General features: G+C 37.3%; 27 protein-coding genes, 2 tRNA genes and 1 pseudogene. 10 read left to right on the top strand and 20 right to left on the bottom strand.

Annotation, left to right across the window (positions count from 1 at the left end; all coding sequences use genetic code 11):
• Nucleotides 1-110 precede the first annotated feature (110 nt).
• From A2003_RS13920 to A2003_RS13935, 4 genes are all read right to left on the bottom strand, one after another.
• Nucleotides 111-184: transfer RNA gene (locus A2003_RS13920), tRNA-Trp, on the bottom strand.
• A gap of 68 nt (nucleotides 185-252) precedes the next feature.
• A tRNA-Leu gene (locus A2003_RS13925) sits at nucleotides 253-337 on the bottom strand.
• 106 nt (nucleotides 338-443) lie between these two features.
• Nucleotides 444-1,268 carry a protein kinase domain-containing protein gene (locus A2003_RS13930; RefSeq protein WP_286687521.1) on the bottom strand — a complete coding sequence of 275 codons (825 nt, stop codon included), beginning with the start codon at nucleotides 1,266-1,268 and terminating at the stop codon, nucleotides 444-446.
• Complete coding sequence (locus A2003_RS13935) at nucleotides 1,243-2,751, bottom strand: DUF3336 domain-containing protein (RefSeq protein WP_286687522.1); 1,509 nt, start codon at nucleotides 2,749-2,751, stop codon at nucleotides 1,243-1,245. The genes A2003_RS13930 and A2003_RS13935 overlap by 26 nt, the downstream gene beginning before the upstream one ends.
• Nucleotides 2,752-2,928: 177 nt before the next feature.
• Between A2003_RS13935 and A2003_RS13940 the strand changes: the two genes are divergently transcribed.
• The 3 genes from A2003_RS13940 to A2003_RS13950 all read left to right on the top strand — a co-directional run bounded on the left by A2003_RS13940 (nucleotide 2,929) and on the right by A2003_RS13950 (nucleotide 5,591).
• A complete protein-coding gene (locus tag A2003_RS13940) occupies nucleotides 2,929-3,819 on the top strand; it encodes an ATP-binding protein (protein ID WP_004913187.1) in 891 nt (296 codons plus the stop codon).
• Nucleotides 3,820-4,098: 279 nt separating this feature from the next.
• Nucleotides 4,099-4,677, top strand: a complete 579-nt coding sequence (locus A2003_RS13945) for a TetR/AcrR family transcriptional regulator (RefSeq protein WP_112986162.1) — start codon at nucleotides 4,099-4,101, stop codon at nucleotides 4,675-4,677.
• Complete coding sequence (locus tag A2003_RS13950) at nucleotides 4,674-5,591, top strand: DMT family transporter (protein WP_286687523.1); 918 nt, start codon at nucleotides 4,674-4,676, stop codon at nucleotides 5,589-5,591. The genes A2003_RS13945 and A2003_RS13950 overlap by 4 nt, the downstream gene beginning before the upstream one ends.
• Nucleotides 5,592-5,719: 128 nt before the next feature.
• Here the strand turns inward: A2003_RS13950 and A2003_RS13955 are convergent, their stop codons facing one another.
• Both A2003_RS13955 and tsaD read right to left on the bottom strand, forming a co-directional pair.
• A complete protein-coding gene (locus A2003_RS13955; RefSeq protein ID WP_004913191.1) occupies nucleotides 5,720-6,223 on the bottom strand; it encodes a hypothetical protein in 504 nt (167 codons plus the stop codon).
• A 158-nt stretch (nucleotides 6,224-6,381) separates the two neighbouring features.
• A complete protein-coding gene (tsaD, locus tag A2003_RS13960; protein WP_286687524.1) occupies nucleotides 6,382-7,389 on the bottom strand; it encodes a tRNA (adenosine(37)-N6)-threonylcarbamoyltransferase complex transferase subunit TsaD in 1,008 nt (335 codons plus the stop codon).
• 145 nt (nucleotides 7,390-7,534) lie between these two features.
• Here tsaD and rpsU point away from each other — a divergent pair, with 145 nt between their 5' ends.
• Both rpsU and A2003_RS13970 read left to right on the top strand, forming a co-directional pair.
• Nucleotides 7,535-7,750 carry a 30S ribosomal protein S21 gene (gene rpsU, locus A2003_RS13965; protein WP_004652785.1) on the top strand — a complete coding sequence of 72 codons (216 nt, stop codon included), beginning with the start codon at nucleotides 7,535-7,537 and terminating at the stop codon, nucleotides 7,748-7,750.
• Between the two features lie 29 nt (nucleotides 7,751-7,779).
• A complete protein-coding gene (locus A2003_RS13970) occupies nucleotides 7,780-8,226 on the top strand; it encodes a GatB/YqeY domain-containing protein (RefSeq protein WP_004913195.1) in 447 nt (148 codons plus the stop codon).
• 66 nt (nucleotides 8,227-8,292) lie between these two features.
• On the opposite strand, the gene A2003_RS13975 is transcribed toward A2003_RS13970, so the two are convergent.
• The 8 genes from A2003_RS13975 to A2003_RS14010 form a co-directional block, all read right to left on the bottom strand.
• Nucleotides 8,293-8,652, bottom strand: a complete 360-nt coding sequence (locus A2003_RS13975) for a hypothetical protein (protein WP_039048296.1) — start codon at nucleotides 8,650-8,652, stop codon at nucleotides 8,293-8,295.
• 40 nt (nucleotides 8,653-8,692) lie between these two features.
• Nucleotides 8,693-9,058 carry a GFA family protein gene (locus A2003_RS13980; RefSeq protein ID WP_112986164.1) on the bottom strand — a complete coding sequence of 122 codons (366 nt, stop codon included), beginning with the start codon at nucleotides 9,056-9,058 and terminating at the stop codon, nucleotides 8,693-8,695.
• Nucleotides 9,059-9,073: 15 nt separating this feature from the next.
• Nucleotides 9,074-10,516: a M48 family metalloprotease gene (locus tag A2003_RS13985; RefSeq protein ID WP_039048297.1), complete on the bottom strand. Its 1,443-nt coding sequence runs from the start codon at nucleotides 10,514-10,516 to the stop codon at nucleotides 9,074-9,076.
• 126 nt (nucleotides 10,517-10,642) lie between these two features.
• Nucleotides 10,643-11,230: a 1-acyl-sn-glycerol-3-phosphate acyltransferase gene (locus A2003_RS13990; protein ID WP_112986165.1), complete on the bottom strand. Its 588-nt coding sequence runs from the start codon at nucleotides 11,228-11,230 to the stop codon at nucleotides 10,643-10,645.
• 100 nt (nucleotides 11,231-11,330) lie between these two features.
• Nucleotides 11,331-12,296, bottom strand: a complete 966-nt coding sequence (locus tag A2003_RS13995; RefSeq protein WP_039048299.1) for a 2-hydroxyacid dehydrogenase — start codon at nucleotides 12,294-12,296, stop codon at nucleotides 11,331-11,333.
• A gap of 17 nt (nucleotides 12,297-12,313) precedes the next feature.
• Complete coding sequence (locus A2003_RS14000; RefSeq protein ID WP_286687525.1) at nucleotides 12,314-12,955, bottom strand: hypothetical protein; 642 nt, start codon at nucleotides 12,953-12,955, stop codon at nucleotides 12,314-12,316.
• 346 nt (nucleotides 12,956-13,301) lie between these two features.
• Entirely contained in the window at nucleotides 13,302-14,600 is a 1,299-nt protein-coding gene (locus A2003_RS14005) for a Y-family DNA polymerase (RefSeq protein WP_039046937.1), read from the bottom strand.
• Between the two features lie 4 nt (nucleotides 14,601-14,604).
• A complete protein-coding gene (locus A2003_RS14010; protein ID WP_004953212.1) occupies nucleotides 14,605-15,216 on the bottom strand; it encodes a LexA family protein in 612 nt (203 codons plus the stop codon).
• A gap of 280 nt (nucleotides 15,217-15,496) precedes the next feature.
• Between A2003_RS14010 and A2003_RS14015 the strand changes: the two genes are divergently transcribed.
• A complete protein-coding gene (locus A2003_RS14015; RefSeq protein WP_004913221.1) occupies nucleotides 15,497-15,727 on the top strand; it encodes a hypothetical protein in 231 nt (76 codons plus the stop codon).
• A 185-nt stretch (nucleotides 15,728-15,912) separates the two neighbouring features.
• Here A2003_RS14015 and A2003_RS14020 read toward each other — a convergent pair whose 3' ends face one another.
• The 3 genes from A2003_RS14020 to A2003_RS14030 all read right to left on the bottom strand — a co-directional run bounded on the left by A2003_RS14020 (nucleotide 15,913) and on the right by A2003_RS14030 (nucleotide 17,257).
• Nucleotides 15,913-16,140: a hypothetical protein gene (locus tag A2003_RS14020; RefSeq protein ID WP_004913223.1), complete on the bottom strand. Its 228-nt coding sequence runs from the start codon at nucleotides 16,138-16,140 to the stop codon at nucleotides 15,913-15,915.
• A gap of 222 nt (nucleotides 16,141-16,362) precedes the next feature.
• Nucleotides 16,363-16,764 (bottom strand): hydroxyisourate hydrolase, encoded by a 402-nt coding sequence (uraH, locus tag A2003_RS14025; protein WP_286687526.1) that lies wholly within the window; start codon nucleotides 16,762-16,764, stop codon nucleotides 16,363-16,365.
• Between the two features lie 10 nt (nucleotides 16,765-16,774).
• On the bottom strand, nucleotides 16,775-17,257 hold the full coding sequence (locus tag A2003_RS14030; RefSeq protein WP_075696891.1) for a GlcG/HbpS family heme-binding protein: 483 nt from the start codon (nucleotides 17,255-17,257) through the stop codon (nucleotides 16,775-16,777).
• 106 nt (nucleotides 17,258-17,363) lie between these two features.
• Between A2003_RS14030 and A2003_RS14035 the strand changes: the two genes are divergently transcribed.
• Both A2003_RS14035 and A2003_RS14040 read left to right on the top strand, forming a co-directional pair.
• A complete protein-coding gene (locus A2003_RS14035) occupies nucleotides 17,364-18,035 on the top strand; it encodes a heavy metal response regulator transcription factor (protein ID WP_075696305.1) in 672 nt (223 codons plus the stop codon).
• Complete coding sequence (locus tag A2003_RS14040) at nucleotides 18,032-19,426, top strand: heavy metal sensor histidine kinase (RefSeq protein ID WP_112986781.1); 1,395 nt, start codon at nucleotides 18,032-18,034, stop codon at nucleotides 19,424-19,426. The genes A2003_RS14035 and A2003_RS14040 overlap by 4 nt, the downstream gene beginning before the upstream one ends.
• A 17-nt stretch (nucleotides 19,427-19,443) precedes the next feature.
• On the opposite strand, the pseudogene nudC reads toward A2003_RS14040, so the two are convergent.
• Nucleotides 19,444-20,214 (bottom strand): annotated as a pseudogene (nudC, locus tag A2003_RS14045) (NAD(+) diphosphatase).
• An 88-nt stretch (nucleotides 20,215-20,302) separates the two neighbouring features.
• Complete coding sequence (locus A2003_RS14050) at nucleotides 20,303-20,566, bottom strand: TIGR03643 family protein (protein WP_004913242.1); 264 nt, start codon at nucleotides 20,564-20,566, stop codon at nucleotides 20,303-20,305.
• A gap of 237 nt (nucleotides 20,567-20,803) precedes the next feature.
• Between A2003_RS14050 and A2003_RS14055 the strand changes: the two genes are divergently transcribed.
• On the top strand, nucleotides 20,804-21,487 hold the full coding sequence (locus A2003_RS14055; protein ID WP_112986780.1) for a cupin domain-containing protein: 684 nt from the start codon (nucleotides 20,804-20,806) through the stop codon (nucleotides 21,485-21,487).
• A 45-nt stretch (nucleotides 21,488-21,532) separates the two neighbouring features.
• Here A2003_RS14055 and rodA read toward each other — a convergent pair whose 3' ends face one another.
• Nucleotides 21,533-22,675, bottom strand: a complete 1,143-nt coding sequence (gene rodA / locus A2003_RS14060) for a rod shape-determining protein RodA (protein ID WP_112986779.1) — start codon at nucleotides 22,673-22,675, stop codon at nucleotides 21,533-21,535.
• 215 nt (nucleotides 22,676-22,890) lie between these two features.
• Here rodA and A2003_RS14065 point away from each other — a divergent pair, with 215 nt between their 5' ends.
• Nucleotides 22,891-24,417 carry a TerC family protein gene (locus A2003_RS14065; protein ID WP_286687527.1) on the top strand — a complete coding sequence of 509 codons (1,527 nt, stop codon included), beginning with the start codon at nucleotides 22,891-22,893 and terminating at the stop codon, nucleotides 24,415-24,417.
• The last annotated feature ends 23 nt before the right edge of the window (nucleotides 24,418-24,440 follow it).

Genomic DNA, 24,440 nt, shown 5'->3' on the forward strand with positions numbered 1-24,440 from the left:
TTTTTTATAAAAAAACCATGCATCTGAAAGCTAATGCTTTTTTCATGAGCAAACGAAATTTTTAACCAAATAAAAAAGCCCTTGTATTTAACAAAGGCTTTTTATTAATTTGGCAGAGGATCAAGGACTCGAACCTTGACGAACGGTTTTGGAGACCGTCATGCTACCATTACACCAATCCTCTATAACCGCATGATTAATTCATTTCTGATTTAACCATAAAAAAAGCAAGATAACCTTGCTTCTTAAATTTGGTGGGGGCGAAGAGACTCGAACTCTTACACCTTGCGGCGCTGGAACCTAAATCCAGTGCGTCTACCAATTTCGCCACGCCCCCGATGGGTATGCATATTAGTGACAAAGCGGCTTTATGACAAGACTTTCTGATAAAAAACCAATTCAAGTGAACATATAATATTCAAATCAAAGATTTATGTTTATTTTTACAACAAATTTATTGTTCGAATCGCATTTCTTAGCTCTGTAACTGAGCCAAAGCGTTCATCAATTTTTTTCTTTAATAAACCATCAAGTATCGGCAAAAAGCACTTTAGTGAATCTGGAAGTTTGATCTGTAACTGTTGGCAATGCAGTATTGCCCAATCATGATAGGTTTTTGCAGATAATCTCGATTGACAGAGCCATTCATATAGAATAATTCCAAAAGCGTATAAGTCACTTTGTACAGACTTGGGTTGACCATGAAACAGTTCAGGTGCCATGTAATGCGGTGTCGCGGTCAATAATTTCTTCGGACTAATAATTCGTTGACTCTGCTCAAAATCAATCAATCTACAAGTATCTAAATAACGCCTAAAATGCTCTGATTTCAGATCACCATGTATCCAACCACTTTGATGAAGTGCTGCAAGAGCATTTAAAGCAAGTAAAATTTGTTTTCTGATCTCATGCAGACCATTTTCAGGACTAAATTTTATAAAAAAATCGTTCGTATCTAAGGTTAATAGCCCTTCTCCACTTTGCCTCGTTTCATTTAAAAAATTCAGCTTGGATAAATCAATAACCCTATAAGGGACTAAAAAATCCGAACTAGCAATCTTATTTTGCCGATAAAACTCTAATTCGGTGCTAAACGAATCTTCTAAAACTTGGTTGTGTTGCTCAACATGAAACTTTAGCCAATATTTTTTATGTCCTTGAATTAATGTATATAAACGCCGTCCATATGAATGGCTTTTTTGTTTGGTCTGTAACACTATCTCATCAAACGAATGATCTAGATCAGAGATCAACATAATAGAATTCATTCTGCTGCTTATTTTCTTGCTTACGTAATGACGCCAAACAATGTTCTATTGTTTTGCCGATCCGCGCGTGCGTTTCTATTGAGGTGATTTTTGGCCATGTTGCTCGTTCACCTTCTTGCTGCAAAATCTTGAAAATCCTAGGTCGAGGATTTTTTAACATATAGTTATAGTGGCGCAAACCATATTTAGCGATGATATTTACATCACCATAATAACGCTGTCCAAGTATGCCATAGCCATGATCAAGTACTCGACGGATTGGGAAAAAACCTCCCATATAGTTTCGTGTTAAATCCATCACTTCCATCGCAATCGCTTTCCCTTGATGACGGACAATGCGTTGAGGCCAACTTAATACATCTCTACGAAAACGATCTGTGTCGCTCTGCATAAATGGCACAATATGAGGATTCACCTGACTGGCGATGGTGTAGTTAATATTATAAAGACGCGCCATTTTTTCCTGAGGAAAATCACTACGCATACTCCCATCCACCCATTTTGTCTTTGCCATATAGGGGGTATGTTGTCCATCATAACGCTTACTGGTTAGATGCACTGGCGGAAATAATACAGGTACGGCACAAGATGCTAACACTGCGCTCCAAACCAAAACATTAGGTGCAGTTAATGCATTCATAATTCTAGGATTTTGAGCTGTATTGTGCGGTGCTACGACAATATTAATATGTCGTTTAGATTGTTGATATGCCTCAGCAAAAGTTAAATCACCCAAATTATTCATTAAGAATTTTTTGAGATACATCACATCAGCAAAACCACCATGCCCTTTAATCAGTTCAGTTACGGTTCTAAAACGGAATGCATCACTAAAAAAATGCTGTCCACCAAGCAACTCAGGGATCTTATCGTTCTTTGAAACACCAAGCATACCCGTCATAATCGCTCCTGCACTCGACCCAGACAGAACACTTGGCATCAAATCTTGCTCAAATAATGCTTTACACACGCCTGTATGAAACAAACCCAAAGTTGCCCCTCCAGAAAACATGAGGGCTGGTTGTCCATAGGCTTTTTGACATTCTTCAAAGAATTGAATTTTCTCTTTTAATTGGAAAGTTATACATTCGCTCGAGGCAAGATATTGAAAACAATCACTCACAAGTTCTACATAGTTTTCAATAATTTTTTTTGTTCCCACATATGTTTCAGCAAATAACATCGGATGACCAATATTTGCAAAATCATAAGATAATCCTTCACGGAGAACATAAATTAAATCGAGTGTTCGATGTTGAGTACGATATTTTTTTAATAAGGTGTATCGATTTGATAATGCTTCGGCATCAAAATAGGGCGACTGATTATCGTACTTCCACTCCTCTCTGCCAGATTCCTCATCCAGTTTTAGCGCGATTTCCTTCCATTGTTGATAACTTCTAGCATGCTGCAAATCCTCTTTTAGGACATCAACCCGATGTTTTTGATAGCTATTTTTCTTTTCTCTTACTTTGTTTAGCATCGTCTGTCCTATCCCGTCTTCATTTTTCTATTCATGCACTTATACAATGCAAAAACCTACTTAAACAATCAAGTATAAATTCTTGTTATTGTGCATCGTTTTGATGATATTTCCTTTATTTTCGTGCAAGCAGTGCTAGTATCAATCTTCATTAATCACTGAGTTTTGTGTGTTTTTATGGCTATCTTAGACTTACCAGAATCTATTCTTGCATCTTTGTCGAATGTTTTGACTCAATTACAGCATGTTCTGCCACAACCGAAGCAACCGACTGATTTTTCTGCAATCGCATTTAAATGGGAAAATCAAGAACTGATCGCCATACAACAACCTAAAAAAATGTATCTGGAAGATCTAAAAGGAATAGAGCGTCAAAAAGATAAAATCATTCAAAACACCTTGCAATTTTTAAATGGTCTACCTGCCAATGATGTTTTATTAACAGGTTCTCGTGGCACAGGAAAATCCTCAATTGTTCGTGCTTTACTAACTGAATACTCTGATCAAGGACTACGTTTAATTGAAATAGAACGCGATGATTTATCCGATTTACCCAAAATTCAAAAACTCATTGAACAACGTCCTGAGAAATTTATTGTTTATTGTGATGATTTAGCATTCAACGCAGAAGATGAAAATTATCGAAGTTTGAAAAGCGTGCTAGATGGTTCTCTTCAATCAGGTTCGAGCAATTTTATTATTTATGCGACGAGTAATCGTCGTCACCTTTTACCTGAATTTATGCATGAAAATACCCCAGTACGGAAAGTAGACGTACCTCAATACACTGAATTACATCCACAAGAAGCGATTGAAGAAAAAATATCTCTTTCAGATCGTTTTGGAATGTGGCTTTCATTCTACCCAATGGACCAGCAACTATATTTGCAAATCGTTGAACATTACATTGTTAAAGCAGGCTTAGAATATAACGATATTGTTCGAGGCGAAAGCTTGAAATGGTGTCAAGCACGAGGGCAACGTTCTGGTCGTGCAGCATACCAATTTTCTAAACACTGGATTGGTTCAAAAAATTTAGAAAAGTTAGCGAATAAAGATCAAACATAAACGCCTCAGATACTTAACTTGCTTCTTAATAGCACTCGCAATTGTTTCTTCTTCATTAAATTTTATAAAAACTAGGAAACAATTGCGTTGTCAAAGAACTCTGATGTCAATTAGAAAAACCATATAAATTTCATGTGACTATAAAACAACACCACCTGGTAAGTCAGCATACTTCTCTTTCTAACATTTCCGATAATCATCTAAAACAAACAAATTTCGCTAGCAGATTAGTTTACTTTTCTATAATATTAGGTAGATCGGTATACCCAATACAAAACCATGAGCACAAAGTCAGCCAAACAAAAGATATTAGATGCAGCATCTATCCTGTTTTATAACGATGGGATTACCAATACTGGCATTAATAGCATTACAGACAAAGCGCAAGTGGCGAAAATGTCGCTCTATAATAATTTCCCCACGAAATCAGATTTGATTAGCTGCTACATCGAAGCCCGTCATCAAGAATGGTTAGAATTATTTGAAAAAAGGAAAGTTCAAATTCACTCACCTATTGATGGCATTCTCGCTATTTTTGATGCTTACCATGATCATGCAGAGTTTGCCTATGAAAAAGGGTTTAGGGGCTGCGGCTTGTTAAATGCAGCAGCTGAGTTTCCTGCTCATAGTCCTGAGCGTCTAGCAGTCAAAAAGCATAAAGATGAAATTGAAAACATTGTTGCTGGGTATCTAATGCAACAATTTGAAGATTCCAACAAAGTCCAAGAACTTGCTCTTTTAATTTCTTTTATTTTAGAAGGCTCAATTGCTAGAGCTGGTTTAGAAAGCTCAAGCATCAAAGTATTTGCAGCGAAGCAAATGGTTCAACGATTATTAGAACAAGAGATTAAAAATTGAATAGCAAAACTTCAAACCTCAGCTCCCACTCTGGTTTTATTGCAGTTTTGATTGCCTCAATTTTATGGGGTACTACTGGAACTGCGGCATCTTATGCGCCTAATTTAAGCCCTCTTGCAATAGGAGCGATTGCAATGGGTGGTGGTGGATTACTACAAGCCTTGCTCGCTCATAAAAAGATTTTAGATCATCTACCACAAATCAAGTTTTACTACCCTTTGCTTCTGATTGGAACGATTTCAGTAGCCATTTATCCTCTCGCTTTTTACAGCTCAATGCGTATGGCTGGAATTACGATTGGAACGGTAGTCTCAATTGGGTCAGCACCATTATTTACAGCTTTGTTAGAAAAATTTTTCGATAAAAAAGCACTTTCATTGAAATGGTTTATTAGTTTTATTTTTGGTGTTATCGGAGTATTACTTTTATCTGTGGGTGAAACACACTCTCATGGATCAACACAAAGCATTTCGACAGATCAAAAAACCATTGGAATCATTCTCGGATTGATTGCAGCTCTCACCTATTCACTATACTCATGGGCTGCTAAAAAAATGATTGATCGAGGTGTAGATTCAAAAGCATCAATGGGTTTAATTTTTGGTTTTGGCGCTTTAATCTTATTACCAACATTATTTTTTACGGGTTCAAACCTCTTTGATGAGTCTGTAAATCTTTATGTTGTTGCCTATATGATGTTGATTCCAATGTTTCTTGGCTATCTACTATTTGGGTATGCGCTAAAAACAATCTCCGCAAGCACAGCAACTACGCTTACTTTATTCGAGCCACTCGTTGCTGCTTTATTCGCAGTTCTTTTAGTCGGTGAGCAATTAGCACCGATTGGTTGGGTTGGCATGGTTTTGATTTTTGTTTGTTTAGCCGTGTTGTCTAAAACAGACCGTCCAAAATAATTTCGAGTTTCAACCAATATTAAATAGCATAGAGCTATGATCAATAATTCAATATAAAAATTTAAATCGCAGATGCAGAAAATAAACTTTCTCTGCATCTGTTTTTTCTAATACGTTAGTTACTTAGATCAATATTCTTGCGCTAATTTTTCTAAAGTAAATAACATTTTTTTCACCACACTTCTTTTATGCTGCAACATATTTTTGATATTCGCTGGATTGAAACCAGTTAATTTCGCAATACCACGACTGGTCATATATTCACCAGTTTTCTCAAAATGCTTTTCACTCAAAAGTGTTTTGGCATTCGAGAATCTAACCGCTAGCTTATAGTCGCTTAGTTCAGACCATGCACCTGTTTTATATTCTTGAAAATCAAATTCTTTCTTCTGTTGAGCTGGTTTATCTCGAAGAATATTACTCAAACGATTGATAATGATTTTTTCTTCACTTTGTTCAATTAATTGATAAAGTTCAGTTTCTTCAAATGAACGGCCCAAAGAAAGATCTTTTTTATATTGTTCAATCACTTTCTCTTTTGATGTCTCGTTCTCATCACCTTGTTGAATGAGGCATAGAATCTTATATAAAGATTCTAATCGACCACATGTAAAAATATAAGAAATCTTCAACTTGTACTCCGCTATGAGTTTTAGCTCATCAAAATAAATAATTTATTCGACACTTTAACACGATAGCTGTAGCTCCTGAGCTTCAAGCTACACATTAATCAATGATTTGATCTTTAAATGTCTTAACTTAGAACAGAAGATATTTAACCGACCAAATATCAGGTCGGTTCTAAGTCTGTCATCGGCCATCTAGGTGTAGTTGTGACCGCCAAACCATCTTGTTGCCCTGCTTTTAAACGTTGATAACCAGCAAAGGCAATCATTGCTCCATTATCTGTACATAAGGCAGGTTCAGCATAATAAACTTGCGCTTTGATCTTTTTCAAAGAGGTTTCTAATTGCTCACGTAAGCGAACATTTGCACTCACACCTCCAGCAATCACCAATCGTTTCAAACCAGTTTGCTTCAAAGCTTTCACTGATTTTTTAACCAAAGTATCAACGATTGCTTCTTGGAAAGAAGCTGCGATATCTGCATCACGATTTTCTTCACCCAATTTTTTCAACTGAACAGAAACCGCAGTTTTCAAACCACTAAATGAAAAATCCAAGCCTTGATGTAACATCGGGCGAGGAAATTCAAATGCTTGTGAATTACCTTGCAAAGCTAATTTGGCAATATTAGGACCACCTGGGTACGGCAATTTCATCATTTTTGCAACTTTATCAAATGCCTCACCCGCCGCATCATCTATCGACTCGCCAAGTAATTCATATTGACCAATTCCATGAGCTGCCATCAGTTGCGTATGACCACCTGAAACTAGTAAGGCTACAAATGGAAATTCTGGTGGCGTTTCAGAAAGTAAAGGCGCAAGCATATGACCTTCCATATGGTGTACACCGATGGCTGGTTTGTTAAATGCAAAAGCCAAAGTGCGTCCAAATATTGCACCTGTCATTAACGCTCCCATGAGTCCTGGTCCGCGTGTATATGCAATTGCATCTATTTCTTGTTTTTTGACCCCACTTTGCTCAAGCAACTGATTAATCAAAGGAATCATTTTTCGTACATGATCACGTGATGCAAGTTCAGGAACGACACCACCATATTCAGCATGCAGTTTGATCTGACTATATAGAACCTGTCCACGTAAGCCGAGCTCGCTATCATAGAGTGCTAACCCAGTTTCATCACACGAAGTTTCTAAGCCCAAAACAATCATTAAACTGCCTTTACAACGATCAAAAATAATATCGAAGCTATTATAGACTTGTGATCTGAGTTGTAAATGAGTAAAATACTGACCTTCACTTGCGATCTAGTGCAATCGTGCATTGGGTCTTATCCATAATCTTAGAGGATTTTACATGCCACAAGTTAAGTTGAAAGAAGGCGAACCAGTAGACGTAGCTATCCGTCGTTTCAAACGTTCATGCGAAAAAGCGGGTGTTTTAGCTGACGTTCGTAAGCGCGAATTCTATGAGAAACCAACTCAAGAACGTAAGCGTAAAAAAGCTGCAGCAGTTAAGCGTTATCAAAAGAAATTGACTCGCGAATCTGTACGTACTACTCGCCTTTACTAATTAATTTGTGATTGATTGCTGAAAAGACTATGACTACTTTAAAAGACCAAATTACTGACGTATTAAAAACTTCAATGCGTGCCAAAGATATGGCAACAGTAACGGTCATTCGTGGTCTACAAGCAGCAATTAAGCAAATCGAAGTCGATGAGCGCATTGAGCTTGACGATGCTCAGGTTCTTGCGGTCATTGAAAAACAAATTAAACAACGTAAAGAATCGATCAAGGCCTTTTCTGGCGCTGGTCGAGATGATTTAGCTAGTAAAGAACAAGCCGAAGTTGAGGTTATTTCTCAATTTCTACCAGCAGCTATGACTGAGGAAGAACTTGATTCTATCATTGAGCAAACGATTGCTGCTCAAGAAGCTACTAGCATGAAAGATATGGGTAAGGTGATGAATTCTCTACGTCCGATCATAGCCGGGCGTGCCGATCCTGCACAAGTATCTGCTAAAATCAAAGCAAAATTAAGCTAAGCTGCTTTTATCCCCCTCTCTATATTAATGTAAATGGATTCATTTAAATGAACCCATCTATCTATATCAATTAAAATTACACTGAATATTGTATTTTTTCAGCATTTGCATTTCTTTAGATTCTGCAACTTGATTAATCACTTCTTGTTTCGTCATCGTCGCATATTGTCCAGTCAAAGATGATCGATTACGTTCAATTGCTTGATATAAATCCTGCACATATTGATTGGTAATACCACAGAATTTTGCCTGCTGTTCAGGACTAAAACGCGAAAGTTGAGGATCTAAACTACGCAGAAAACCACGCATATCCTGCGCATAATTTGCAGTAATCTTCTCTACAGAATTTACATATTGTTCAACAGAACTCGCTGAACTCACCCCGATCATGCTTATTGCAAAAATAAAAATAAAAATCTTTTTCATAAATCTTTTAACTTCTCAGTTATTCCTTACGCAGGACATCTTATCTTAATTCAAGAAAATTTGGCTTATGCTCAGTAAAAAATTCTTCCTTTGGTGCAGGAAGTTTGCCCTCTGTAACAGAGCCCAAACGCAAACGAATAATATTGGGTAGATCAGTACGATACGAATAAATTGGACTTCCACAATTCTGGCAGAACACACGAGCTTTATTGGGAGTATGTAAGTATTCTTTTAACTGATCTTGTCCAGATATGAATTGGAATTTGGTTTGATCAATTGGACTATTCCAGCCTGCGATACTACCTTGAGCTTGTTGACAATGCTGGCAATAACACAAAATGCTCTGTTCGATTTCCCCATCATATTGATATTGAACTGCTCCACATAAACACTGTCCTTTTATCATTATTTTCCTCAATTATTAAATTTTCATTCGGCGATCATCTTGCATTTGTTTTAAACGCGAATCAATTTTTGCTGACATCGCCATATTACCTTTCGCCAAACGTTGGGCATGTAGCATTGATTTTATAGCATTTTCTTCATGACCTGACCAATATTCAGCCTCTGCTCGATAACATAAAACATTGATCGCTTGCAAAGGTGAACTCTTATCTAGATTGGTTGCCTGTTGTAATAGTTGCCACCCCTCCACGTCTCTTTGATTTTTATGTATAAATCGTTGTACTAAGGTTTGGGCTTCAGCTGCTTTACCTTGTCTTATAAGCACTTCCGCTAATTTATAAGATAAAGCACGATTTTCAGGCATAGTGCGTTGGATTGAATTGATACTGTTATAAGCCAGATCAATTTTATTTTGACCTAGATAAATATCCGTTTGGATCAATGGAATAAGTACGTGATTTTTTAATTTTAATTTGACTTGATCAAGGCTGGTCTGGGCTTGTGCATAATCACCTCGCTCTAAATAAAACTTACTGATCGCAAGTAATCCCGCAATATTCTTTTGATTAGCCAAAGCTTGAAGCTGATTTTCTGTCGCCTGATTTGATACGACATAGGTGTACCATTTCATGATATCAAAATCGAGATCATAAATTTTTGGTTTCACTCGAGGTAACTGGTTTGCACGTAATCGTGCCTCACTCATACGTTCCGTGGTTAATGGGTGGGTAAACCAGAAATCTGGTAGGAAACTGACTCGGCTAGTAGCACGATGCATCGTTTCGAAATAGTCAGCCATACTTTGTGGATTGTAACCAGAGGAATACATAAATTGCATACCGATACGATCCGCTTCACGCTCTTGATTACGACTATAACTCAATTGCTTATCCATTAAGGCAGCTTGAGTACCTAGCATTACAGCAGAGCCAACATCACCGTCAGCTTGTGAAGCAATCGCAGCTCCTACGAGGATACCTGCTAAAGCAAGCAATCCTTGCCCTTTGAAGGCTTCTTGAGATCGGCTATAGTGACGTTGCGAAACGTGTGCTATCTCGTGAGCCATAACACCAGCAATCTCATCGATATTTTTCGCAGAAGTGATTAAACCCGTGTTTAATGCAAAAAGACCACCAGGAACTGCAAAAGCATTGATTTGAGGGTCTTTAATCACCACTAGACCAATCGGTTGCCCAAGCTGAGTTTGGCTGAGAATACCTGAAAACACTTGAAGAAACTGATCTTCCAACCATGCATCTTGTACAGTTGGCATTTGACGACGCACTTCCCGATAGACTTTCTCTCCGATCAGTTTTTCTTTTTGCTGATCAAGCAACCCGACACCACTACCGATATCAGGTATTTCAGTTTGACCTGAAATTTGCGGAGGTAAAAAGACCTGTGTATGACTAAGTTGAGTCGTGGCAAATAAGCCACATGCGAGCAGCAACGGTCTCAAGTGGTTTCTCTATGATTCTACTGGAAAAATTTAATATACCATTTGATTTAGGAGAAATTTGCAACGAAGTGTTATAAAAGACAGGAAAATCCTGTCTTACTTTATGATTTTTGAAATTCTAAAGAATTACTTGTCAGGCGAATAACGTTGATCAATACTGAATTTCCCTGGAAATTTAGCATTAATTTCTGCATAAAAAGCCATAATCTCAGTCATATCTTTTTGATAATCACCTGATGGATAAACAATTTTACCAATACCTGTTTTCTTTTTTGCATAATCCATATATGCCAATGCAATAGGTACACCTGCATTCACAGCAACATGATAAAAACCTGTTTTCCATTGTTCTTGTTTCGCACGTGTTCCTTCTGGTGTTACAAGCATCACAAGTTTAGGATGTGTTTTAAATAGATCACTCATCAACTGAACCATGCTTGGTCTTTCCTGACCTTCTTGCTTAGCACTGCGATCTATTCCTATTCCGCCCATCGCACGCACAAAAGGACCAAATGGAAATTTCATATAGCTGTCTTTGATCGTCAAACGAACATTTACACCTAAAGCTTTCAATGCTAATCGTGCATATAGTGCATCCCAATTACTGGTATGTGGCGCCGCGATCATGACACATTGGTCAATATCCAAGTCCCAGTGATTATCAATTTCCCACCCCATCAAACCCAAAGTTTGTTCAGCTAATTTCTCGAACACAACAACCCCAAACGCAATTTCAAAGGGCGCAAGTGTACCAATAATAGCCAGTTTAAAATGCTAGACTAGATGAATAATTCAGCAATCAACATGTAAGAATTTATTCAAACTTAGGATTGACTAGATAACGAGGTTGTCGATCTTCAAGTGCATCAATAAGATTTTGATAGGCAAGATGAACCATTTTTTTGCGTGTTTCGAGAGTTGCTGAACCAATATGAGGGGCAGTCACCACATTTGGTAGTTGGAATAATGGTGATTCTTGCAAAGGTTCTTTTGCATACACATCTAAGCCTGCTGCAAAAATTTTGTTTTGTTGTAATGCATCGATCAATGCTGACTCATCTACTACAGAACCACGTGAAATATTGACGAACACAGCATGTTTTTGCATTAAATCAAATTGAGCTGAACCAATTAAAGCTTTAGATTCTTGATTTAAATCTACAGCCACCACGATGAAATCAGACTGTTGTAACAGTCGATCTAAACCACAGTATTGAGCATTATATGCTTCTGCAACTTCTATTTTTTCACGGCGATTGTGATACAAAATATTCATGTTAAAGCCATGAAAACCTCGTCGAGCAATTGCTGCGCCGATATGCCCTAACCCGATAATCCCTAAAGTTTTACCGAAAACATCCATACCGAACTGTTCAGTTGATACTGTACGCTTCCATTGTCCCTGCTTTGTCCACGCATCTAATTGAGGGATTTTTCTTGCTGCGCTCAGCAGTAAACTAAATGCTAAATCAGCAGTCGTCTCGGTTAATACATGAGGTGTATTAGCAAGCCAGATTTTTCTTTGATTTAAATAATTAATATCGTAGTTATCATAACCAACTGAAACTGTTGAAATAATTTTGAGTTTTTGTGCTGTCACTAAATTATTTTCGTTAAGTAAACGACCTGCTCCTATCATCGCGTCAGCATCAGCAACTTCTGTTCGAATCTGCTCATTAATATCACCCATTTTGGGATTCAGCACGACCACTTGATAATCTTGCTGTAACTTGAGTAATACATCCTGATCGATTTGGCTGAATACAACGACTTTCTTCATGATAAGAGTTCCGAACCTTATTGCATAAGTTGCCACAACCGTTTTTTAAGTAGAGGTTGTGAAATCATTTCTTCTAAACTGGCTAAATGTAAAATATTAGAATGTTGAATAAATTCAAGTTTTCCTAAACATAATATTTTCTTATTATTTGAAGTCGCATGTAAAAATCCTTGAATATAGGATGGTAAAAAACGACTGTCCTGAAATTCAGCTAAAGGAAATGGCCACTTTAGCTCAGCATAGTAGCCAAGTTTAGCTTTTTGAATATTTTGCCAAAGTTGCTGTTGTTCAGCATTTAATTGACTGCTCTCAACCAAAATTGAACAGTTCTCTAAGACATACATTTGTAATTCAAATGACTGTACAGAACCTTCAACAACTATCTGCGGTTTAGCTGTCGTTGCCTCTCGAAGAATTGGTTTAGGCGTAATTTCTTGTGGTTGTGATTGAACTTCAACAATTGGTTCTGAGATGATTGGTTCTAAATCATGCGCTTCAACAAGATCTGATGCGAAGGAAATTTCTTCAATAGGTGTATTATTTTCAACAACCTGATCTCGCCATAGATGTGCAGCAGTATTTTTTTCACACACAACATCTTTAGGAATCCAAATATCAATTCCTATCGCTGCTAGTATGTTTCTTTGCTGCCCAATCATTTTACTACTCTTTCTACCACGTTAGATCATCACAATACTTGTAATGCTGCATAGTCTACCATAAACGGCTTCCCCCTTTATGGCTTCGTTTTATCCAGTTACCCTTCTCTGATCAAGTCATCTTTCAAGATTTGAAATCTATTTTCACTTAGATAAAGAAACAAATTTCTTAGGTTCTTCCATTTATCGACTAATCCCAACTTTTTCATCATTTTGTCGCTTTCTCTTTTTATTACTAGTCTGGACCGAATGCTCAAATGAAAAGGTGGACTGAATCTATGCTAATCCTTTTTGCTATCGTTGTTTTGCTCTTGCTTGGCATAAGTATTTATATTGCTCAAAAAATCTAGCTAACTCTGAGCACTTCATTCCATTTTGTTAAATAGCTAGGAGATTTGAAGCTCTGAGACATCGCCCAAGCTCGTCCATTTGGCGTAATCAAACGCCCAAGCGTCATTTTATCTTTACCAAATTTTTCATTGATATGATCAAATGTCATCGATAAACTTTTACGTGCCAGCATCTCATCTGTATCATGAAATAAATCAACAGCATGACTATGTTGTGGAATGATATCTAACAAAATGACTTCTGCTTTTTTATAACGGTAACCTTTTTGATAAATTCGGTCTAATCCTATTTGCACAGCCTTCAAAATCTCTAAACGATCATCACTATAATCAGCCAAATACACCACTGTAAATGGACGATAATTCTCTGCTTTATTAAAACGATTTGTACGGATACTGACACCGATCGCCTTACATAGAAGTTTCTGCTTCCGTAACCGTTCAACTGCTCTTAAGGTAAATTCAGTCAATGCTTCGCTTAGGCTATTTTTATCTTGAATTAATTGCCCAAAAGAACGACTACTTAATACCTGTCGTCGATCAGCCAACACGTCTTCAATTTCTAAACAGGCGATGCCACGCAACTCTTTAACTGTATTTTCCAAAACAACAGAGAAATGTTTTCCTATCATTTTTGGATCTGCTTCAACCAAATCCATAACTGAATGAATACCCATCACTTCTAAACGTTGGCGAATCTTACGACCTACGCCCCACACCTCACCCACTGCGGTATGACTCAATAAATCCTCGATCACACAAGGATCTTCATCAACCATATTACAGATACTGTTAAAACATCGATGGTTTTTTGCTAAATGATTTGCAATTTTTGCCTGTGTTTTGGAATATCCAATGCCTATACAACAAGGTAATCCTAACCAGTTTTTTATGGTTGTTAGGATGGTTTGGGCATATTCAGTTAAATCGAAATGATGCTGATATGCTGTTAACTCAAGGAAACACTCATCAATCGAGTAAATTTCTTGTTCACATGGAGCAACGAAACTACCCAAAATATTCATAAATCGCCGTGACATTTCTGCATACAGCGCATAATTACTTGAGAAAACGGCAACCTGATGCTTTCGAATAATATCTTCGATCTGGAAAAAGGGAACCGCCATCTTGATACCCAATTGTTTTGCTTCATGCGAACGCGATACTACACAGCCATCATTATTTGAAAGTACCACAACGGGATGCTTTTCTAGCTTCGGATTGAATACCCGCTCGCAACTCACATAACAATTATTCACATCAATCAAGGCAAAAATACGTTGTGGCAATGGCATGGGATCACCTCATCGGCTTTAAGTTATAGGTCACGACGCCCCAAATCACCAACTCCTGTCCCTCTTGTATATAAATATTTTGATAATCAGGGTTTTCAGCTTTTAACCAAACTTTGGGTGGACTGAAATGATGATCAATCATTAAACGCTTTACCGTAAAGTCATTATCAATTAGTGCAATGACGATATCGCCAGACTTTGCAGGGATACTTCGATCTACTACCAAGGGATCATCAATATCAATGCCAGCATCCAACATGGACAAGGAATTTGCTTTTACGATAAATGTCGAGTTTTCATTTCTAATTAAAAACTCATTTAAATCCAAAGCTTGCTCAACATGGTCTTGTGCAGGCGATGGAAAACCTGCTGCAACACGTTCCGTCGCCAAAGGAATATGGTAAATTCGATCATTCTTTGCTTGAACACTCTGAACTTTCAAAGAAGTACTGAGATCGGTATTGATACCTGTCTTGGCATTATTCAATAACCAGTTTTTAATGAAATCAACTTGTGATTCAGGAACACGTATTACTTTAGTGGGTTCGCTAAATTGAGCTTTACGACCAGCGTTGGTTCGAGCCCCACCATGTTCAAACTCAGTTTTTTTGGACATAACTCACCCCTCCCTTGTTTTCATCGCCTTTATTTAATCTAACTTGAAAAAGTTACAAATTCAAGTTGACGAAAAATTAATTTTGCATAAGAATAAATTTCATAGATCAGATTTTGGCTTGTTTAAGTTAACAAGGATGTCAAACAAACCAACTTTCGATAATTAAATCATATATTTAGGCAACTTATGCTTTGATAGTATTTGATTTAACAGATTGATTATTTTGATCTTTTCAGCAGTTAGGTTTTATTCAAGATTTTTTGATGTGGAGACATGAAAAATGAACAATCAACGTGATGCTATTCTTGGCTATGCTGACGAAAAACACGCTTATTTTATTCGTCTCATTGAAAACAATACCGTTTTGGGTAGTTGTTATGGATTATTCTGTGACAGCCCCAATAGTGAGGCGGCTGAAAGTATTATGACAACTTTATTTTTAAAGAAATCTTTTTGGCTCAATGGTTCTGAATTTCAAGATATTATTCAAGGACTAAATCCGATTCAGTAAAATCATTTATGCAAATTAGCTCAGATACGAAACAAGTTTCCGTTCGTGTAAATTTATACAGTACAAGCAACACATTCAGATATTAAGCAAATAATTCATATAAAAGACTCATGATCAATAAAAGATATTTCAGTAAGAAACCACTTAAACCTTGATTTAAGTGGTTTCTTTTATTTCATCAAGATTTATATAAAGCGTTTATCATTTACTGGAGCAACAAGTTTATAAATTTTTCCATCTGCCTCATTTTCAAAGAGCAAATCGATATTTGGATGAATAATTTCACCATCTACCTCAATATGTTCCACTCGCTTAAAAAAAGGAATGTCTTTATCTTCAAGGTCATTAAGCTGAGCAATTACAATTGATTCATTTTCTTCTTGGTCTTTTACGACCACTGTCACCTTATTCATAGTATTCCTCATTTAATAATAATTCCTGATTAGACTATGCCCTATAGATCAAAGTCTGTCTAACAACGGGTTGTAAGAAATATTATAAGTATTAACAGACTGTTAATTTTTCATCTAAGTGATTGAAATAAAAAATATAGATTTACAATTATGTGTAACACTGAAAAAGTAGAACAAGAAAACTGATTAAACAAAAGGCTGCCAAAGCAGCCAATATTTGTACTAATTTCCGCGATAAGTTGAATAACCATAAGGGCTGAGTAATAAAGGAATATGATAATGTTTAACCGTTCCATCCACTTTAAAAATCACAGGAACTTCTGGAAAAAAGGTCTGTTGCTTTTGTTGATTGAACCAAGCCTCAGTTTTAAAGGTCACTTTGTAAACCCCTTTTTCCAACGCTTTGTTCTCAGGATATAGCGCAGTAATCCTCCCATTTTCACCCGTAAGTTTCTGATTCAACTTAATCCACTGATCACTAGAACTTTTTTCAAGAACAACTTCAACATTTGCTGAAGGTAAACCATTTTCTAAATTAAGAACATGGACACTCAATGGGTTCTGTTCAGCAAATGCCGCTGAACTGAATAAGATAAGCGAATAAGGTAAGATTTTCTTTAACATCACAAACTCCTCACAGATTTTTCAATATTTGAATGGCTGATGTAGCACAGTAATCATCGTTTTTAGCACCGCCTGCTCCAGCAACACCAATCGCTCCGACCACTTGATTTTGGTATCGAATAGGTAATCCACCACCCAATAACAGCAGCTTAGAAACGGTAGTTAAATTTTTTGCATCAGGATTGCTATTTGCTGTTTGACTCAAAGCCAAGGTTGCTGTTTTCGTTGATAATGCTGTAAATGCTTTTTGCTCTGCAGCATCTAAATTGTGTGGACCCACCGACTCATGGCGGTGTGCATAAAGTGTATTACCACCTTGATCAACAACTGCGACCGCAATATTTTGCTGAATGTTTTTACATACGCGCTCAGCTTCATTGACTAATACTTTGGCTGTTTGAATATCCAATGAATAAACTTGCTTCAACTCCATAGAGTGTGCAACAGTGCTACTGAACAGTAGCGTTAAACCAAGAATTTTAAGCTTATTCATATTGATTCCTGCCTGATATGCTTTGAAAATCTTAAACAAATCCATTCCGCTACAGCATGACAATCACATTACAAAATTGTCATGTTCACAAAGAGTCTGAACAAAAATGTGCATTCTGATTATCGAAGATGAAACGAAGATCGCGTCTTATTTAGTAAAAGGCTTAATTGAGTCAGGCTATACAGCGGAGTGCGTCCATTCAGGACTAGAAGGTTTGGAAAGATTAAAAATGAAATCCTATTCTTTGGTGATTTTAGATGTAATGTTGCCTGATCTTGATGGCTGGGATGTATTGAAAATACTTCGCCAATTTTCTAAGGTTCCCGTGATATTTCTAACTGCAAAGGATCAGATTTTAGATCGTGTCAAAGGCTTAGAACTAGGTGCAGATGATTATTTAGCAAAACCATTTTCCTATATCGAATTACTTGCTCGCGTCAAAAGTCTTTTAAGGCGCCAACAATATAATCAAGAAAATGAGCTCTCGATTGCATCATTAAAGATGGATTTAACACAACACAAAGTTTGGCGAGAAGATACATTAATCGACCTCAGTAAGAAGGAATTTAACCTACTTAGATTTATGCTTCTGCATCAAGATGAAATTATTACGCGCCGCCAAATTGCCTCAGAAGTTTGGAATATTAACTTTGATACAGATACTAACTTTATCGATGTTGCTGTACGTCGCTTACGCAGCAAAATTGATGATGGACATGATTTAAAATTAATTCATACGATTCGGGGCTTAGGTTATAAGCTATCGGTTCAAGCATGATGAATCATATCTTTCGCTCATTAGAATTGAGACTCACCCTACTGGTGACTTTTTGCAGCGCTCTCGTTTTATGCGTAGTGGCAATGTTTAGTTATGTTGGGATTAATCAAATTTTAATTATCCAACAAGATCGTGCTCTGACGAACCGAATTGAACGACTCGAAATACTTCTACAAGATAGTGAAAATATAAATCAAATTGTTGCTCGTCCTAAGCTCTATCAAAATATGTTAGGCAACCAAGATAACTTGTTTATTTTAATGGATCATAATCAACGTCTAATTGATATTAATCCCTTAAATATTCCCCTTCCCAAATTGGCAACCTCAAGCAGCATCCAATTTACAGATTTGACTCAGACCGAACACCCAACACGCTTGTCATGGAAAACGATCAACATTCATCAAAAGCCTTATGTGCTCATTGCAGGCAAGCAATGGTCTGAACGTCTCAATATTCTTGAACCATTCCGTAACGGTTTATTGGTTTCAGTGAGCATCGGGGTTGTACTGATTTTTATATTATCTGCTCTGGCTAGCCATTTTGGACTCAGTACTTTAAGAAAACTGCAACAACAAACTCAGGCAATCAATGTCCATCAATTGCAGCAAAGAATTCAGCTTGATCAAGCTCCATCAGAAATTGAACAACTGACAGCAGACATCAATACCATGCTGAACCGAATTGAAATCGGATACCAGCAGCTCAACCGATTCTCAGAAGACATTGCACATGAATTTCGGACTCCACTCAACAACCTGATTGGACAAACGGAAATCATGCTCATGGGTGAGCGTACAGATGAGCAATACAAAGAACTGCTGTATTCAAATTTAGAAGATTACCAACGCCTAAAACGAATGATTGATAGTATGCTGTTTCTTGCACGTGCGGATCGTCAGATGGTGATGTTAAATAAACAATGGGTCGATCTACCCAACTTGGTTGAGACGATTTGTGACATTTTTGAGCATCAAGCTGAAGAACAAGCTTGCCAGTTTATTTTGCAGTTAGAACAAACCCAAATATTGGCTGATCCAGAATTACTGCAACGAGCACTTTATAATTTAATTTCGAATGCACTGACACATGGTGGTTTGCAACGTCAGATCTATATTGGCAGTCGAAACAACCAACAAAATGAACCAAGCTCCACGACTAGTTTATATGTGATCACCAGTGATACGAGCATTGCAAACGAGCATCTTGATTCTCTGTTTGAACGCTTTTATCAATGTATTTCTAGTCGCCATCAAAGCAGCCAAACTGGAGGTCTTGGTTTATCCATCGTTGCCTCAATTATGACCCTTCATCAAGGTGAATATTTGGCTTACAACACTCCAGATGGTATTTGCTTTGAACTCATTTTTCCGAATGATTGCGATCAATAAGCTTTAAAGGTATAGGCTCATAACCATTCACTTGTATCATCCGCGACTGGCGTTCCATGCATAACGTGCATAATCATTGCATAGGCAATACTTCCTTTAAATGGAATTTCAGGCAGTTGATCAAATTTGAAGAACTGTGCATCACTAATTTCTTTTTCCTGTATTTTAATTTCGCCTGAGTGATATTCAGCTTTAAATGCAACCATTAAATTACTTGGAAATGGCCATGGCTGGCTGGCGAGATACTGAATATTTTTGATATTTAAACCAACCTCTTCCAAAGTCTCTCGACGCGCTGCTTCTTCTAAGGTTTCACCTACCTCCACAAAGCCTGCAATCAGACTATACATGGTCTTATTGCGCGTTGTTCTTGCAAGCAGTATCTCATCATCCCCTCTTGTGATAATCGTAATCACACAAGGGTTAACACGTGGATATTGGTTATAACCACAACTTGGACACATCATCGCAAACTGATCAGTGCTTTGTTATGTTTTGTCACCACATCGCCCACAAAACTGATGGTTGCGTCGCCATTCTAAAAGTTGTACAGCTCGACTTGCTTGCTCAAACTGTTGGTGATTCCAATATTGTAAAAGCTGACGTATCGGCACCAGCTGATAGCCAACGGGTATGCTTTCATTGGGTAATAGATCTCGCGCAACGACCTGCTCATCATCTGACAGTACTAAATCACTGTGCAATTTTTCAACTCGTGGTAATTGAAACTGTTCATCAACTAAAAGTTGTTGTTGCTGAAAAATATAAGCAATCGATAGATTTGACATTACATTACCTTAAATTCAATAACATGAGATATATCAATAGAAATGCTAGCAATCCACAAAAGGACAATTGAGGATAGCAAACGCAAAATTAATGGTGCTTATATTGACGTGAGCAGTAGCCACGATTGATCTCTGGTGAACGTAGTTGCAAATGCTTGGTTTTTCGACCCGTCACCCGTTTACGCCAGAGTTTAAAACTACTGGCTTGCAAATTTTGCCTCATCAGTTTGATTACAGCAGATTCATTCAGACCATATTCGCGCTCTAACGCTTCAAAAGGTGTTCGATCTTCCCATGCCATTTCAATAATTCTTGAAAGGTCACCATCATCATAATTTTTAGTATTCAACATAAAATGAAATCACTTCGCTGTCGTTCAATATCAATCTGTTAAATTTCATAACAAAGCATAAGTAACTCAGGATGAAGAAAGTGTGATTTTTCGAGTTATTCTTTTCATTTGAAATAATATTCAGCACATTGAAAATTAAATAAATGATCAAAGAATCATCCCAATTATTTTTTCAAGATTGACTAATAATCTAAATGCCGATAGTTATCTTAGACAATATTACTGAGGATAATTCTGATGTTTTTGCTAAATGCTGATTTTTCAAAGTTCGCAGTCGTCAAACCTAGAGACTATCAATGGGTAAAATCACCTGGCGGTGAAGTAGAACGTGTCATGTTAGACCGTGTTGGCAATGAAGCAGCTAGAGCAACAAGTTTAGTCAAATACGCACCTCTAAGCTTATTTCCAAAACATCAACATCCTCATGGCGAAGAGATTTTGGTATTGTCTGGAATGTTCACTGAAGATGGTAGCCAACACTATCAAAAAGGATGGTATTTGCGGAATCCTCATAACTCTAGTCATATTCCATCTAGTGAGATGGGCACCTTGATCTTTGTCAAACTCAGACAAATGTCCGAGACTGAAACTGAAGCTGTTCGTATCGATACCCATAACCCAAATAACTGGAAAAAAATGGGACATCGAGACATCTGTGAACTTTACCAATCTCAGCTAGAGCATACTTATCTAGAAAAAATCATGCCCCTACATCCCATCGAATATGATGTAAAAGGTGGTGCTGAAATTTTAGTGATTGAAGGTGAAATCAGCCATAGTGAAGAAACTTATCCAACAGGTTCTTGGTTACGTATTCCTCCACAAGCAGATTACCAACTTCAATCAGGTCAACAAGGCGCAACACTTTATCTAAAAACAGGTCATCTGCTCGCCATGATTCAGTCAACGCATAAATTTTAATGAACGACTCAGAAATACACGTTCAAATCAAAGATGATGAATCAACTAGCGATGCGTATGAACTGACATCACAATCCCAAAACCTGCCAATAAGGTGATAATAGCTGTACCACCATAGCTCATAAATGGTAATGGATCTCCTGTCACAGGAAAAATTCCACTGACCATACCTGAGTTAACAACGACATATAGAAAAAAAGACAACGCTAATGAGCCGACAATCAATCGTCCGAAATTATTAAATGAGTTTAATCCAATCATAAAACAGCGGATGATGATTGCTGCATATAAGCTAAATAGAATCACCACACCAATAAAACCAAACTCTTCTGCATAAGTTGACATAATAAAGTCTGTATGCCGTTCAGGTAAAAATCCAAAATGTGATTGAGTGCCTTGTAAATAACCTTTTCCTGAAAACCCACCCGAACCAATCGCAATTTTAGACTGAATAATATTCCAACCTGAACCAAGGACATCAGCCTCAGGATCAATCAAAGTTGTGATACGCTTTTTTTGATAGCTTTCCAATAAAAAAGTCCAAGCAATCGGAAGAAATAACATCACTAAACCCATAGAGCCTAGAATTAATTTCCAAGAAATACCTGCCAAAAACAATACAAACAGACCACTGGTGAGGATCAGAATGCCTGCCCCCAAATCAGGTTGTAATGCGACTAAAAGTAAAGGAATGACAATTAAAGCCAATGAAATCAAAATATGAAATATTCTAGGTGGCAAAGCATTTCTAGATAAAAACCACGTGATCATCAGCGGCATTGCAAACTTCATCAGTTCACTTGGTTGCATACTTCCTAACAATGGAATAGCAATCCACCGACGTGCACCCATTCTCACTTCACCGATAAAAAATACAGCGATGAGCAGTACTAAACTCACAGCATATAGATAAGGGCTAAATGCCTGATAAACTTTTGGAGGAACTTGAGCACAAACAAAAAGTGCTACAAATCCTAAAAGGAAACTAAATCCTTGTTTGAATACCAACCCCATATCTTGAGCCGATGCACTATATACGACGATTAAACCTAAGATCGCATTTAAAATGAGAAGGCTCAATAACCAAGGGTCGAGATGTAATTTATGCCAATACGAAGAATTATTTTTGAGATGCAAACCATCTCGAATGGAATAACGTAAAAATCGGGATTGCGGAACAGGCTTCATGGTGATCTTAAAAATAAGAAAAACGAGCAGATAAATCTGAACTAAGGCGATGGAGTATATATTTAATTTGTTTCTGTGCTCAGATTATTACTTTTATTTTTGTGAATCTTTGATAAATTTGCAGGTACCATTTAAATCAAAGGTTTTATACATATGGACCCCTCACCTTTAAGGCGTATCTTTGGCTCTCTCAGTAGACAGCTTGGAGAACTAGGATGATAGAATTTCTTTTAGACCCTAGCATCTGGATCGCGTTATTAACTTTAATTGTACTCGAAATCGTACTTGGCATTGATAACTTAGTTTTCATTGCAATTCTTGCAGATAAACTTCCTCCAGAACAAAGAGATAAAGCAAGAATCATAGGTCTTTCATTAGCCCTTATCATGCGTTTAGCCCTGCTTTCCATTATCTCTTGGCTAGTTACTTTAACAAAACCTATTCTCCATATATGGACTCTGAGTTTCTCAGGTCGAGACCTAATCCTACTCTTTGGTGGTCTTTTCTTACTCTATAAAGCCGTTACAGAATTACATGAAAAAATAGAAGGCAAACCTGTACATAAAACCCAATCAAGTGTTGCTTATGCAAGCTTTGGTATGGTGGTCACTCAGATTGTTATTCTAGATGCAGTGTTTTCTTTAGATTCTGTGATTACAGCAATCGGAATGGTTGACAATATTTATGTCATGATGGCAGCCGTGGTGATCGCTGTTGTAGTGATGTTAATTGCATCAAAACCATTAACAAACTTTGTAAATAAGCATCCTACTGTTGTTATTTTGTGCTTAAGCTTCTTACTACTGATCGGTATTAGCTTGATTGCTGAAGGTTTTGGTTTCCATATCCCGAAAGGATATATCTATTCAGGTATTGCCGTTGCAATCCTAATTGAAGGTTTCAACCAATTTACCCAACGAAATGCTGAAAAACATGCATCAAAACTACCTTTAAGACATCGTACTGCAAATACGATCTTCAAGCTCATGGGTGGCAAAGAGCAAAATGACCCAACGATTATCGATAACAACGATGATTCATTCGGTGCCGAAGAACGCTACATGATCGGTGGTGTGTTAACTCTGGCTGAACGCTCTGTTTCATCGATTATGACACCTAGAGATCAAATTTCTTGGGTCAACATCGATGATGATATTGAAGATATCCGAGCTAAAGTACTTGCAGTACCTCACAGCTTATTCCCTGTCTGTAAAGGCAATTTGGATAAGGTCATTACTGTTGTACGCGCAAAAGAGCTGATTGATTGTTTGGATGAAAAAGAAGAATTGCAAAATCTTTTAAAACGCCAACGTCCAATTTTTATTTTTGAAAAGATGAAAGTGATAGATGCAATTAATACTTTGCGCTCTTCAAAAGGCTCTTTAGTCATGGTGACGAATGAATTTGGAAATATCCAAGGATTGATCACTCCATTAGATGTATTTGAAGCAATTGCTGGTGAATTCCCAGACTCAGATGAACAACTGGATTTGACGAAAGTATCTCATCAAGAATGGGTAGCATCTGGCTTATTAGACCTTTATCAACTTCAACTTGAATTAGGCACACTTGAACTAGTTCAAGAAGGTTCAGGCTATGTAAGTGTCGCTGGTTTATTACTAGATAAATTAGAAGGTCAAGTTGATGTCGGTTCTACATTGACCTATGAGGGAATCTATTTCGAAATTATAGAAATGGATGGCATGAACCGTACCGGGTTTGTCGGAGACTTTTTTATTTAAGTTAGGCCACCTGACCTAACGGG

This window comes from Acinetobacter sp. GWC1_38_13 (assembly GCF_001767535.1).
Classification (GTDB): Bacteria; Pseudomonadota; Gammaproteobacteria; order Pseudomonadales; family Moraxellaceae; genus Acinetobacter; species Acinetobacter junii.